The sequence below is a fragment of the Citrobacter sp. CK199 genome (genome assembly GCF_030333285.1).
Taxonomy (GTDB): Bacteria; Pseudomonadota; Gammaproteobacteria; order Enterobacterales; family Enterobacteriaceae; genus Citrobacter_B; species Citrobacter_B koseri.
Genome location: NZ_JAOWGF010000019.1, coordinates 16,680 through 30,285 on the forward strand (window position 1 = coordinate 16,680; position 13,606 = coordinate 30,285).

A 13,606-nucleotide genomic window follows, 5' to 3' on the forward strand; every position below is an offset into this window, starting at 1 on the left:
CGCCTTATCCGGCCTACAAGTTCACCCCGTATCCGTAGGCCTGATAAGCAAAGCGCCATCAGGCGGCCTACAAGTCCACCCCGTGTCCGTAGGCCTGATAAGCAAAGCGCCATCAGGCATAAAAAAACCCGCCGAAGCGGGTTTTTTATTATGGTCAGCAACGATTAATCGTTATCAGAACCGCCCAGGCCTGCGTTCAGCAGTTCTGCCAGGCTGGCAGACGCATCTTCAGCAGTCACCTGCGGTGCAGCCGGGAGTTCACCCGCAGCACGGCGGCGCATACGATCCTGGTGGTACGCATAACCGGTACCAGCCGGGATCAGACGACCCACGATAACGTTCTCTTTCAGGCCACGCAGTTCGTCGCGTTTACCCGCAACGGCTGCTTCGGTCAGGACACGCGTGGTCTCCTGGAACGATGCCGCAGAGATGAAGGACTCGGTTGCCAGAGACGCTTTGGTGATACCCAGCAGATCGCGGGAGAACGTTGCACCCACTTTGCCGTTCGCTTCCAGGTCGCGGTTAGCGATCTTGACGCGGGAGTATTCAACCTGCTCGCCTTCCAGGAAGTCGGAGCTACCTGCGTTTTCGATGGTGGCTTTACGCAGCATCTGACGAACGATAACTTCGATGTGTTTATCGTTAATCTTAACGCCCTGCAAACGGTATACGTCCTGTACTTCGTTAACGATGTAACGAGTAACAGCATGAACACCACGCAGACGCAGAATGTCGTGCGGCGCTTCCGGGCCGTCGGAAACCACGTCACCACGTTCTACACGTTCACCTTCGAACACGTTGAGCTGACGCCATTTCGGAATCATCTCTTCGTACGGCTCGCTACCGTCTACCGGGGTGATAACCAGACGACGTTTACCTTTGGTTTCTTTACCGAAGGAAATGATGCCGCTGATTTCAGCCAGGATTGCCGGCTCTTTCGGACGACGCGCTTCGAACAGGTCAGCAACGCGCGGCAGACCACCGGTAATATCCTTGGTACCGCCGGATTCCTGCGGAACACGCGCCAGGGTGTCACCAGAACTGATCTGTACGCCATCTTCCAGCTGAACAATCGCTTTACCCGGCAGGAAGTACTGCGCAGGCATATCGGTGCCAGGAATCAGAACGTCGTTACCCTGAGCATCAACGATTTTCAGCGCCGGACGCAGGTCTTTACCACCCGTAGTACGCTCTGCGGAATCCAGGACCACCAGAGAAGACAGACCGGTCAGCTCGTCAGTCTGACGAGTAATGGTCTGGCCGTCGATCATGTCAGTAAAGCGGACGAAACCACTTACTTCGGTGATAACCGGCATGGTGTGCGGGTCCCAGTTTGCAACGGTTTCGCCGCCGGCAACCTGCTCACCATCACCTTTCGCCATAACAGAGCCGTAAGGCACTTTATAGCTCTCTTTGGTACGACCGAATTCGTCGATCAGTTTCAGCTCGGTGTTACGGGAGGTGATAACCAGTTTACCGCTGGAGTTCACAACCGACTTCGCATTGCTCAGACGGATGCTACCTTTGTTTTTCACCTGGATGCTGGATTCAGCAGCCGCACGAGATGCCGCACCACCGATGTGGAACGTACGCATCGTCAGCTGTGTACCCGGCTCACCGATGGACTGTGCCGCGATAACGCCGATAGCTTCACCTTTGTTGATGATGTGGCCACGCGCCAGGTCACGACCGTAGCAGTGCGCACATACACCAAAGTCGGTGTCACAGGATACAACGGAACGCACTTTAACGGCGTCAACAGAGTTCTCTTCCAGCAGGTCACACCACTGTTCGTGCAGCAGCGTGTTGCGCGGAACCAGAATATCTGCGGTGCCCGGCTTCAGTACGTCTTCAGCAGTCACACGACCCAGTACGCGATCGCGCAGCGGCTCTTTAACGTCGCCACCCTCGATAACCGGAGTCATCAGGATACCTTCGTGAGTGCCGCAGTCGTCTTCAGTTACCACCAGATCCTGCGCAACGTCAACCAGACGACGAGTCAGGTAACCGGAGTTCGCTGTTTTCAGTGCGGTATCCGCCAGACCTTTACGCGCACCGTGAGTGGAGATGAAGTACTGGAGTACGTTCAGACCTTCACGGAAGTTCGCGGTGATTGGCGTTTCGATGATGGAGCCATCTGGCTTCGCCATCAGACCACGCATACCAGCAAGCTGACGAATCTGTGCCGCAGAACCACGCGCACCGGAGTCGGCCATCATGTAGATGCTGTTGAAGGAAACCTGCTGCTCTTCCTGACCGTCACGGTTAATCACGGTTTCGGTCTGTAGGTTATCCATCATCGCCTTGGATACACGATCGTTCGCCGCAGCCCAGATATCGATAACTTTGTTATAGCGTTCGCCCGCTGTTACCAGACCAGACTGGAACTGTTCCTGGATCTCAGCAACTTCGGCTTCCGCTTCGGAGATGATCTCGTGTTTCTTCTCCGGGATAACCATATCGTCGATACCAACGGATGCACCTGAACGCGCTGCATAAGCAAAGCCGGTGTACATCGTCTGATCCGCAAAAATAACGGTCGGTTTCAGGCCCAGAATACGGTAGCAGGTGTTCAGCATTTTAGAGATGGCTTTCTTACCCAGCGCCTGGTTGACGATGGAGAAAGGCAGACCTTTCGGTACGATCATCCACAGAATGGCACGGCCGATGGTCGTGTCTTTCAGGCTGGTTTTCGCCACGAATTCGCCGTTAGCATCTTTTTCGTATTCGGTGATACGCACTTTAACGCGCGCATGCAGAGAGGCCAGGCCTGCGCGATAAATACGCTCAGCTTCTTTCGGGCCAGTCAGCACCATGCCTTCGCCTTTGGCGTTAACACAGTCACGGGTCATGTAGTACAGACCCAATACAACGTCCTGAGACGGAACGATGATAGGTTCACCGTTCGCCGGGGACAGGATGTTGTTGGTAGACATCATCAGCGCACGCGCTTCCAGCTGGGCTTCCAGCGTCAGCGGTACGTGAACAGCCATCTGGTCACCATCGAAGTCGGCGTTATATGCCGCACAAACCAGCGGGTGCAGCTGGATAGCTTTACCTTCGATCAGTACCGGTTCAAATGCCTGGATACCCAAACGGTGCAGTGTTGGCGCACGGTTCAGCAGTACCGGGTGTTCGCGGATAACTTCGTCCAGGATATCCCAAACGACAGCTTCTTCACGCTCAACCATTTTCTTCGCGGCTTTGATAGTGGTGGCGAGGCCACGCAGTTCCAGCTTGCCGTAGATGAACGGTTTGAACAGCTCCAGCGCCATTTTCTTCGGCAGACCGCACTGATGCAGACGCAGGTATGGACCTACGGTAATAACAGAACGACCGGAGTAGTCAACACGCTTACCGAGCAGGTTCTGACGGAAACGACCCTGTTTACCTTTGATCATGTCGGCCAAAGATTTCAGAGGACGTTTGTTAGAACCGGTGATCGCACGACCGCGACGACCGTTATCCAGCAGGGCGTCAACCGCTTCCTGCAACATACGTTTTTCGTTACGTACGATGATGTCCGGCGCAGCCAGATCCAGCAGACGTTTCAGACGGTTGTTACGGTTGATCACGCGACGATACAGATCGTTCAGATCCGATGTTGCGAAACGACCACCATCCAGCGGAACCAGCGGACGCAGATCTGGCGGCAGAACCGGCAGAACGGTCAGGATCATCCACTCCGGCTTGTTGCCAGACTGAACGAACGCTTCCAGCAGTTTGATACGCTTGGTCAGCTTTTTACGCTTGGTTTCAGAATTGGTTTCGTTCAGCTCTTCGCGCAGAGTTTCACACTCTTGCTCCAGATCCATGCTCTTCAGCAGGGCCTGAATAGCTTCCGCACCCATCTTCGCGTCGAATTCGTCACCGAACTCTTCCAGCGCGTCCAGATACTGCTCTTCAGTCAGGATCTGCTGGCGTTCCAGATTAGTCATACCGCCTTCGATAACCACATAGGATTCGAAGTACAGCACGCGTTCGATATCGCGCAGCGGCATATCGAGCAGCAGGCCGATACGAGACGGCAGAGATTTCAGGAACCAGATGTGAGCAGTCGGGGACGCCAGCTCGATGTGGCCCATACGCTCACGGCGTACTTTAGTCTGGGTCACTTCAACGCCGCACTTCTCACAGATCACACCACGGTGTTTCAGGCGCTTGTACTTACCGCACAGGCACTCGTAATCTTTTACCGGCCCGAAGATACGGGCGCAGAAAAGGCCGTCACGCTCAGGCTTGAACGTACGGTAGTTGATGGTTTCCGGCTTTTTAACTTCACCGAAAGACCATGAACGGATCATGTCTGGCGAAGCCAGAGCAATTTTGATCGCATCAAACTCTTCGGTTTTAGTTTGCGCTTTCAGAAACTTTAATAAGTCTTTCACGGATTTGCTCCCGTCGGAGTTAGCACATTCCGCTGCCGGGTATTACCCCGGCAGCAGTGACCTGTTTGAGCGAGAATTACTCGTCTTCCAGTTCGATGTTGATACCCAGCGAACGAATCTCTTTCAACAATACGTTGAAGGATTCTGGCATGCCCGGTTCCATCTGATGGTTGCCGTCCACGATGTTCTTATACATCTTAGTACGGCCATTCACGTCATCAGACTTAACGGTGAGCATTTCCTGCAAGGTGTATGCTGCGCCGTATGCTTCCAGCGCCCACACTTCCATCTCCCCGAAGCGCTGACCACCGAACTGCGCCTTACCACCCAGCGGCTGCTGAGTAACCAGGCTGTAGGAACCGGTGGAACGAGCGTGCATTTTGTCGTCGACCAGGTGGTTCAGTTTCAGCATGTACATGTAACCTACGGTTACTGAACGCTCGAACTGTTCACCGGTACGGCCGTCAAACAGCGTGATCTGGCCGGAAGTCGGCAGGTCACCCAGTTTCAGCAGCTCTTTAATTTCCGCTTCTTTCGCACCGTCGAACACCGGCGTTGCGATCGGCATACCTTTGCGCAGGTTTTCAGCCAGACGCAGAACTTCTTCATCGCTGAAGGTATTCAGGTCAACTTTCTGACGAACGTCAGCGCCCAGATCGTACGCACGCTGGATGAATTCGCGCAGTTTCGCGACTTCCTGCTGCTGTTTCAGCATGGCGTTGATCTTATCGCCGATACCTTTCGCAGCCATACCCAGGTGGGTTTCCAGAATCTGACCGATATTCATACGAGACGGTACGCCCAGCGGGTTCAGTACGATGTCTACCGGCGTGCCGTTTTCATCGTAAGGCATATCTTCGATCGGGTTGATCTTAGAAATTACACCCTTGTTACCGTGACGACCTGCCATCTTGTCACCAGGCTGGATACGGCGTTTAACCGCCAGATATACCTTAACAATCTTCAGCACGCCCGGTGCCAGATCGTCGCCCTGAGTGATTTTGCGGCGTTTCGCTTCGAGTTTTTTCTCGAACTCGTGTTTCAGTTCATCGTACTGCTCAGCCAGTTGCTCCAGCTGATTTTGTTTCTCTTCGTCGGTCAGGCCCAGTTCCAGCCAGCGATCGCGCGGCAGTTTGTCGAGCTTCTCAGCTTCAACGCCACCGGAAACCAGCACAGCGTGGATACGGCTAAACAGGCCAGCTTCGAGGATCTGCAATTCTTCAGACAGGTCTTTCTTCGCCTGCTTCAGCTGCATCTCTTCGATTTCCAGCGCACGTTTGTCTTTTTCTACGCCATCGCGAGTAAAGACCTGAACGTCGATAACCGTACCGGAAACACCGTTTGGTACGCGCAGAGAAGAGTCTTTAACGTCAGACGCTTTCTCACCGAAGATCGCACGCAGCAGTTTCTCTTCTGGCGTCAGCTGGGTTTCACCTTTCGGCGTTACCTTACCAACCAGAATGTCGCCGCCGGTCACTTCCGCACCGATGTAAACGATACCGGATTCATCCAGTTTAGAGAGCGCAGCTTCACCCACGTTCGGGATATCAGCGGTGATCTCTTCCGGCCCCAGCTTGGTGTCACGGGACACACAGGCCAGTTCCTGAATGTGGATGGTGGTGAAACGGTCTTCCTGGACAACACGCTCGGAAACGAGGATGGAGTCTTCGAAGTTGTAGCCGTTCCACGGCATGAACGCTACGCGCATGTTCTGACCCAGCGCCAGTTCACCGAGGTCGGTGGACGGACCGTCAGCCAGCACGTCGCCGCGCTCAACCGGCTCACCCAGAGAAACACACGGCATCTGGTTGATACAGGTGTTCTGGTTAGAGCGGGTGTATTTGGTCAGGTTGTAGATGTCGATGCCTGCTTCGCCCGGGTACATCTCGTCTTCGTTAACTTTGATAACGATACGGGACGCATCTACGTACTGAACAGTACCGCCACGTTTAGCAACCGCAGTTACACCGGAGTCAACGGCAACAGCACGTTCCATACCGGTACCAACCAGCGGCTTATCAGCGCGCAGAGTCGGAACCGCCTGACGTTGCATGTTCGCACCCATCAATGCACGGTTGGCGTCATCGTGTTCCAGGAACGGGATCAGGGACGCACCGACGGAAACCACCTGCTGAGTGGAAACGTCCATGTAGTCAACCTGGTCGCGGCTGAACAAGCTGGATTCGCCTTTGCTACGGCAGGTAACCAGATCTTCTACAAAGTGGCCTTCGTCATCCAGGTTGGAGTTCGCCTGAGCGATAACGTAGTTACCTTCTTCGATAGCAGACAGGTAATGAATTTCGTCAGTCACAACGCCGTCGGTGACTTTACGATACGGAGTCTCGAGGAAACCGTATTCGTTAGTCTGTGCGTACACGGACAGGGAGTTGATCAGACCGATGTTCGGACCTTCAGGCGTTTCGATAGGACATACGCGACCGTAGTGGGTCGGGTGTACGTCTCGAACTTCGAAGCCTGCGCGTTCACGGGTCAGACCGCCTGGGCCGAGTGCGGAGATACGACGTTTGTGCGTAATCTCAGACAGCGGGTTGTTCTGGTCCATAAACTGAGACAGCTGGCTGGAGCCGAAGAACTCTTTCACTGCCGCAGAAATCGGTTTGGCGTTGATCATGTCCTGAGGCATCAGGGTATCCAGATCGCCCAGAGACAGACGCTCTTTCACCGCACGCTCAACACGCACCAGGCCAACGCGGAATTGGTTTTCCGCCATTTCGCCTACGGAACGGATACGACGGTTGCCGAGGTGGTCGATATCATCGACTTCGCCTTTACCGTTACGGATATCAATGAGCTTCTTCATCACGTCAATGATGTCGTCTTTGCTCAGGATACCGGAACCTTCAATTTCGTCGCGCAGCAGAGAACGGTTGAACTTCATACGACCAACCGCAGACAGGTCATAGCGGTCTTCGGAGAAGAACAGGTTCTCAAACAGGCTTTCAGCCGCTTCACGAGTCGGCGGCTCACCCGGGCGCATCATGCGGTAGATTTCTACCAGCGCGCTCAGACGATCGTTAGTCGGGTCGATACGTACCGTTTCAGAAATGTACGGGCCGTGATCCAGATCGTTGGTGAACAGCGTTTCGATACGCTTGTGGCCAGACTGGCTCAGCTTCGCCAGCAGATCCAGGCTCAGCTCCATGTTCGCTGCGCAGATCAGCTCGCCAGTTGATTCGTCAACGTAGTCTTTAGACGCCACTTTACCCGCGATGTACTCAACCGGAACTTCGATATGTTTGATATCGTCTTTTTCCAGCTGGCGAATGTGGCGCGCAGTAATGCGACGACCTTTTTCGACGTACACTTTGCCGTTGGCTTCGATGTCAAAGGAGGCGGTTTCACCACGCAGGCGTTCCGGCACCAGTTCCATCTGCAACTTGTTGTCGCGGATCTCGAAGATCACTTTCTCAAAGAACAGGTCCAGGATCTGTTCAGTGGTGTATTGCAGTGCACGCAGAATGATGGTCGCAGGCAGTTTACGACGACGGTCGATACGGACAAACAGGTTGTCTTTCGGATCGAACTCGAAGTCCAGCCATGAACCACGGTAAGGAATGATGCGTGCGTTATACAGTACTTTACCGGAAGAGTGAGTTTTACCTTTATCGCTGTCGAAGAAGACACCCGGGCTACGATGCAGCTGGGAAACGATAACACGCTCAGTACCGTTGATAACGAAAGTACCGTTGTCGGTCATGAGCGGAATTTCGCCCATGTAGACTTCTTGCTCTTTAATGTCTTTTACGGTGCCTTCCGGCGCTTCGCGCTCGTAGATCACCAGACGCAGTTTTACGCGCAGCGGTGCGGAATAGGTCACGCCACGGATCTGACATTCCTGAACGTCAAACACCGGTTCGCCAAGGCGGTAGCTGACGTATTGCAGCTCGGAATTACCGCTGTAGCTCTGAATCGGGAACACGGAACGGAATGCAGCTTCCAGACCGTACTGCCCTTCAGGATCTTGCTCGATAAACTTCTGAAACGAGTCAAGCTGGATAGAAAGGAGATAAGGTACATCCAGAACTTGTGGACGTTTACCAAAATCCTTACGAATACGTTTTTTCTCGGTATAGGAGTAAACCATAGGGTTCCTCAGCTCGCTGACAAGTCGACCCATCTGTCCTGCGGAGGGACAGTTTGTGCAACACTATTTTGTTGACCGGAAAATGGAATACTTTCCGCAATGCCTGTTGCTATCACGCTTAAACCATTTCATTGCGATTTACACAGAACGGGCGTTCTGTCGCAGTATATTAAGTCGTCGATAGAAACAAGCATTGTCAGGACAACCAGTAGTCAAACAGTGTGAAACGCTACTGGCGCCTTACAGCGCAAAAAGGCTGGTGACTAAAAAGTCACCAGCCATCAGCCTAATTTCTTAGGCTGCAACCGGAAGGGTTGGCTTATTTAACTTCAACTTCAGCGCCAGCTTCTTCCAGAGATTTTTTCAGAGCTTCAGCGTCATCTTTGCTCACGCCTTCTTTCAGAGCGGCCGGAGCAGATTCTACCAGGTCTTTAGCTTCTTTCAGACCCAGGCCAGTCGCGCCACGTACTGCTTTGATAACAGCAACTTTGTTAGCGCCAGCAGCTTTCAGAATTACGTCGAATTCAGTTTTTTCTTCAGCAGCTTCAACCGGGCCAGCAGCTACAGCTACAGCAGCAGCAGCGGAAACACCGAATTTTTCTTCCATTGCAGAGATCAGTTCTACAACGTCCATTACGGACATAGCGGATACTGCTTCAATGATTTGATCTTTAGTGATAGACATTTAAATTGTTCCTGAATATCAGAATAAGTTTATACGTAAGCGGATGCGTTACAAAGATAACTGCGATTAAGCAGCTTCTTTCGCATCGCGTACAGCAGCCAGAGTACGAACCAGTTTGCCAGCCGAAGCTTCTTTCATGGTTGCCATCAGGCGTGCAATTGCTTCTTCGTAGGTCGGCAGAGTTGCCAGGCGGTCGATCTGAGACGCCGGGATCAGCTCACCTTCAAAGGCAGCGGCTTTGACCTCAAATTTTGCATTCGCTTTCGCGAACTCTTTGAACAAACGAGCAGCAGCGCCCGGGTGTTCCATAGAGTATGCAATCAGGGTCGGACCAACAAACGTGTCTTTCAGGCACTCGAACGGAGTACCTTCAACGACGCGGCGCAGCAGGGTGTTACGAACAACACGCATGTAAACGCCAGCTTCACGACCTGCTTTACGCAGTTCAGTCATTTTATCTACAGTTACGCCACGGGAATCCGCAACTACTGCAGACAGCGCGCCTTTGGCTACTTCGCTGACTTCAGCAACAATCGCTTGTTTGTCTTGAAGATTTAAAGCCATTAGCTTTGCTCCTGGATGTTTGCCAGAGCTCATGCTCTGGAACTCACTTCACTCTCCTCAACGAGGAGAGCGTCTTAATACGGTGAGCAGAAACAAGCCAGAGTATAAAAAATAATCTTAGCGTTCTGTCACCGTCTACGCAGGGCATTAAGTTTCTTACGAAACACCTGCGGTCTTCGACGGAGGCCTGGATAGGCCAGGCTCCAACGAACAAATCTTGTCTATGACTTCGCCCTTTGAACCGTAGCCGCGTTAGCTGCTACAATTCAAATGACTCACATAGAGTTCTGTTTATTTCAACAGAAACGTGGGGGTAAGATTGTAGACAAAATCACCGCCCACGTAAAGGCGAATATTAGTTCGCCACAGTCGCAGTCAGACCGGACTGATCAACGGCAACGCCAGCACCCATGGTGGTGGAGATGCTAACTTTCTTGATGTACACGCCTTTTGCCTGAGTCGGTTTTGCTTTTTTCAGCGCAACCAGCAGAGCTTCCAGGTTTTCTTTCAGTTTGTCAGCGTCAAAATCCACTTTACCGATGGTGGTGTGGATGATGCCGTTTTTGTCGTTACGGTAACGAACCTGACCAGCTTTAGCGTTCTTAACCGCTTCAGCAACGTTAGGCGTTACAGTACCCACTTTCGGGTTCGGCATCAGGCCACGCGGACCCAGAACCTGGCCCAGCTGGCCAACAACGCGCATTGCATCCGGGGAAGCAATAACAACGTCAAAGTTCATTTCGCCTTTCTTGATCTGTTCAGCCAGATCTTCCATACCTACCAGTTCAGCGCCAGCAGCTTTAGCAGCTTCAGCGTTTGCACCCTGGGTAAATACGGCTACGCGAACAGAACGGCCAGTACCGTGCGGCAGTACAGTTGCACCACGTACGTTCTGGTCAGATTTACGCGCGTCGATGCCGAGGTTAACGGCAACGTCTACGCTTTCTACGAACTTAGCAGTGGCCAGTTCTTTCAGCAGAGAGATAGCTTCGTTGATGTCGTACTGTTTGGTCGCATCAACTTTCTCACGGATCACACGCATGCGCTTGGTCAGTTTAGCCATTTCTTAGTCCTCCACTACCAGGCCCATGGAACGTGCAGTACCTTCGATGGAGCGAGTCATCGCTTCAATGTCGGCACCAGTCATGTCGGCAGCTTTGGTCTGCGCGATTTCCTGCAGCTGAGCGCGGGAAATTTTACCTACTTTGTCTTTGTTCGGCTTGCCGGAACCAGACTTAATACCAGCCGCTTTCTTCAGCAGAACTGCTGCCGGAGGCGTTTTGGTAATGAAGGTGAAAGAACGGTCAGCGTAAACGGTGATAACAACCGGAATCGGCAGACCTTTTTCGATGGAATCAGTTTTTGCGTTGAACGCTTTGCAGAATTCCATGATGTTTACGCCCTGCTGACCCAGAGCCGGACCTACTGGCGGACTCGGGTTAGCCATACCAGCTGCAACTTGCAGCTTGACGTAGGCTTGTACTTTCTTAGCCATTGCAATTTCCTCGTTTGGGTATAACGCCTGAAAACAGGCTCCCCGTGATATAAAAAAATCGTTTTACGGGCCAGGTCCATAAAAACAAAAGGCGCGAAATTGTATTCCAATCTCGCGCCTTGTGCAACGATTAAATCGCCGCTTTTTTGATCGCTGCTTAGGCTTTCTCAACCTGGGCAAAGTCCAGTTCTACCGGGGTCGCACGACCAAAGATAGAAACAGACACCTTCAGGCGGGACTTCTCGTAGTCCACTTCTTCAACAACGCCGTTAAAGTCAGCAAACGGACCGTCGTTAACACGAACCATTTCACCCGGTTCAAACAGCGTTTTCGGACGCGGTTTATCACCGACCTGTTGCAGGCGGTTCATGATCGCATCAACTTCTTTGTCGCTGATTGGCGCCGGACGGTCAGACGTACCGCCGATGAAGCCCATCACACGCGGAACACTGCGCACCAGGTGCCAGCTTGCGTCGTTCATCACCATCTGAACCAGGACGTAGCCCGGGAAGAATTTGCGCTCGCTTTTGCGACGCTGGCCGCCACGGATTTCGACCACTTCTTCGGTCGGCACCATGACTTCACCAAACAACTCTTCCATATTGTGTAATTTGATATGCTCACGCAGCGATGTTGCTACGCGGCCTTCAAAACCGGAAAACGCCTGAACGACGTACCAGCGCTTTTTAGGAGCTTCAGACATCTCAGAACCTCAGGCCAGTGATAAAGGATACCAGGCGAACCAGAATACCATCCAGTCCCCACAGGATCAGTGACATTACTGCGGTAACCGCAGCCACAATCAGCGTGGTGTGCAATGTTTCCTGGCGAGTCGGCCAAATGACCTTACGGACTTCGGTACGCGCTTCACGGGCAAAAGCAACGGTTGCTTTACCTTTTGTCGTCAACAGCGCGACACCACCCGCTGCAGCAATCAGAATTACTACGGCCAGCGCACGCAGCGGCAGCATCATGTCGCGATAGAGGTAGTTGCCCACAATAGCCACAAGCAGCAATGCGACAACAACGACCCACTTCATCGCTTCCAGGCCGCGCCCGCTTCCTTGAGCTTCGGTATTCGCACTCATAAACCAACCTGTCAGAAGTATTCTACAAACATTTTCACCCCGCGTATGCGAGGCAATCCAAACCGAAATGCTCTGTGTTGCGTTTCGGACTAAACGCCCTCAGCAGAGCCTGTCTCAGCAATGATTATGACAAAAAAAATCACTGATGAGCCAGGTTCTGATGTGAAAGCGTGCAAAAAGGGCATCAAATGATGCCCTTTTATTGCGCATTGCGTCAAATGTTATCAGCGATTAGCCGAGAACTTTAGCAACCACGCCTGCGCCAACAGTACGGCCGCCTTCACGGATTGCGAAACGCAGACCGTCGTCCATCGCGATCGGGTGGATCAGGGTAACAACCATTTTGATGTTGTCGCCCGGCATTACCATCTCTACGCCTTCCGGCAGTTCGATGGTGCCAGTCACGTCAGTTGTACGGAAGTAGAACTGCGGACGGTAGCCTTTGAAGAACGGAGTATGACGGCCGCCTTCGTCTTTGGACAGGATATAAACTTCAGATTCGAACTTGGTGTGCGGCTTGATGGAACCCGGCTTAGCCAGTACCTGACCACGTTCGATTTCTTCACGTTTGATACCACGCAGCAGAACACCTACGTTCTCACCAGCACGGCCTTCGTCCAGCAGTTTGCGGAACATTTCAACGCCAGTACAGGTAGACTTCGCAGTCTCTTTGATACCAACGATTTCAACTTCTTCGCCCACTTTGATGATACCGCGCTCTACACGACCGGTAACAACGGTACCACGACCGGAGATGGAGAATACGTCTTCGATCGGCAGCAGGAACGGCTTGTCAATCGCACGCTCTGGTTCCGGGATGTAGGAATCCAGGTAGCCAGCCAGTTCGATGATTTTCGCTTCCCACTCAGCTTCGCCTTCCAGCGCTTTCAGAGCAGAACCACGAACGATCGGCGTGTCGTCGCCCGGGAAGTCGTACTGAGACAGCAGTTCACGCACTTCCATCTCAACCAGTTCCAGCAGCTCTTCGTCATCAACCATGTCGCATTTGTTCAGGAACACGATGATGTACGGAACGCCTACCTGACGACCCAGCAGGATGTGCTCACGGGTCTGCGGCATCGGGCCGTCAGTCGCAGCAACAACCAGGATCGCGCCGTCCATCTGCGCAGCACCGGTGATCATGTTTTTAACATAGTCGGCGTGGCCCGGGCAGTCTACGTGCGCGTAGTGGCGAGTCGGGGTGTCGTATTCAACGTGAGAAGTGTTGATGGTGATACCACGAGCTTTTTCTTCCGGCGCGTTATCGATCTGGTCGAATGC

The 13,606-nt window shown here is 52.9% G+C and carries 9 protein-coding genes; all 9 read right to left on the minus strand.

All coding sequences use genetic code 11. The features are described 5' to 3' along the window. Window positions 1–164: 164 nt before the first annotated feature. Window positions 165–4,388 (minus strand): DNA-directed RNA polymerase subunit beta', encoded by a 4,224-nt coding sequence (gene rpoC / locus OGX75_RS01080; protein WP_012133810.1) that lies wholly within the window; start codon window positions 4,386–4,388, stop codon window positions 165–167. Window positions 4,389–4,464: 76 nt separating this feature from the next. Further along, window positions 4,465–8,493, minus strand: coding sequence for a DNA-directed RNA polymerase subunit beta (gene rpoB / locus OGX75_RS01085; protein ID WP_024130652.1), 4,029 nt, complete (start codon window positions 8,491–8,493; stop codon window positions 4,465–4,467). Between the two features lie 319 nt (window positions 8,494–8,812). Continuing rightward, window positions 8,813–9,178: a 50S ribosomal protein L7/L12 gene (gene rplL, locus OGX75_RS01090; RefSeq protein WP_012133812.1), complete on the minus strand. Its 366-nt coding sequence runs from the start codon at window positions 9,176–9,178 to the stop codon at window positions 8,813–8,815. Window positions 9,179–9,244: 66 nt separating this feature from the next. After that, complete coding sequence (rplJ, locus tag OGX75_RS01095; RefSeq protein WP_004097644.1) at window positions 9,245–9,742, minus strand: 50S ribosomal protein L10; 498 nt, start codon at window positions 9,740–9,742, stop codon at window positions 9,245–9,247. Window positions 9,743–10,097: 355 nt separating this feature from the next. Continuing rightward, window positions 10,098–10,805 (minus strand): 50S ribosomal protein L1, encoded by a 708-nt coding sequence (gene rplA, locus OGX75_RS01100; protein ID WP_012133813.1) that lies wholly within the window; start codon window positions 10,803–10,805, stop codon window positions 10,098–10,100. 3 nt (window positions 10,806–10,808) lie between these two features. Further along, entirely contained in the window at window positions 10,809–11,237 is a 429-nt protein-coding gene (gene rplK / locus OGX75_RS01105) for a 50S ribosomal protein L11 (protein WP_012133815.1), read from the minus strand. A gap of 157 nt (window positions 11,238–11,394) precedes the next feature. Beyond that, window positions 11,395–11,940, minus strand: coding sequence for a transcription termination/antitermination protein NusG (gene nusG / locus OGX75_RS01110; protein WP_003862341.1), 546 nt, complete (start codon window positions 11,938–11,940; stop codon window positions 11,395–11,397). A gap of 1 nt (window position 11,941) precedes the next feature. Further along, window positions 11,942–12,325, minus strand: a complete 384-nt coding sequence (gene secE / locus OGX75_RS01115) for a preprotein translocase subunit SecE (protein ID WP_012133816.1) — start codon at window positions 12,323–12,325, stop codon at window positions 11,942–11,944. 231 nt (window positions 12,326–12,556) lie between these two features. After that, window positions 12,557–13,606, minus strand: a 1,050-nt coding sequence (gene tuf / locus OGX75_RS01120; protein WP_286451712.1) for an elongation factor Tu, incomplete at its 5' end; no start/stop codon positions are given.

Excerpts from the sequence above, each read along its gene's own strand:
- rpoB (WP_024130652.1), bottom strand. The coding sequence starts at position 8,493 with ATGGTTTACTCCTATACCGAGAAAAAACGTATTCGTAAGGATTTTGGT.
- rplL (WP_012133812.1), bottom strand. The coding sequence starts at position 9,178 with ATGTCTATCACTAAAGATCAAATCATTGAAGCAGTATCCGCTATGTCC.
- rplJ (WP_004097644.1), bottom strand. The coding sequence starts at position 9,742 with ATGGCTTTAAATCTTCAAGACAAACAAGCGATTGTTGCTGAAGTCAGC.
- rplA (WP_012133813.1), bottom strand. The coding sequence starts at position 10,805 with ATGGCTAAACTGACCAAGCGCATGCGTGTGATCCGTGAGAAAGTTGAT.
- rplK (WP_012133815.1), bottom strand. The coding sequence starts at position 11,237 with ATGGCTAAGAAAGTACAAGCCTACGTCAAGCTGCAAGTTGCAGCTGGT.
- nusG (WP_003862341.1), bottom strand. The coding sequence starts at position 11,940 with ATGTCTGAAGCTCCTAAAAAGCGCTGGTACGTCGTTCAGGCGTTTTCC.
- secE (WP_012133816.1), bottom strand. The coding sequence starts at position 12,325 with ATGAGTGCGAATACCGAAGCTCAAGGAAGCGGGCGCGGCCTGGAAGCG.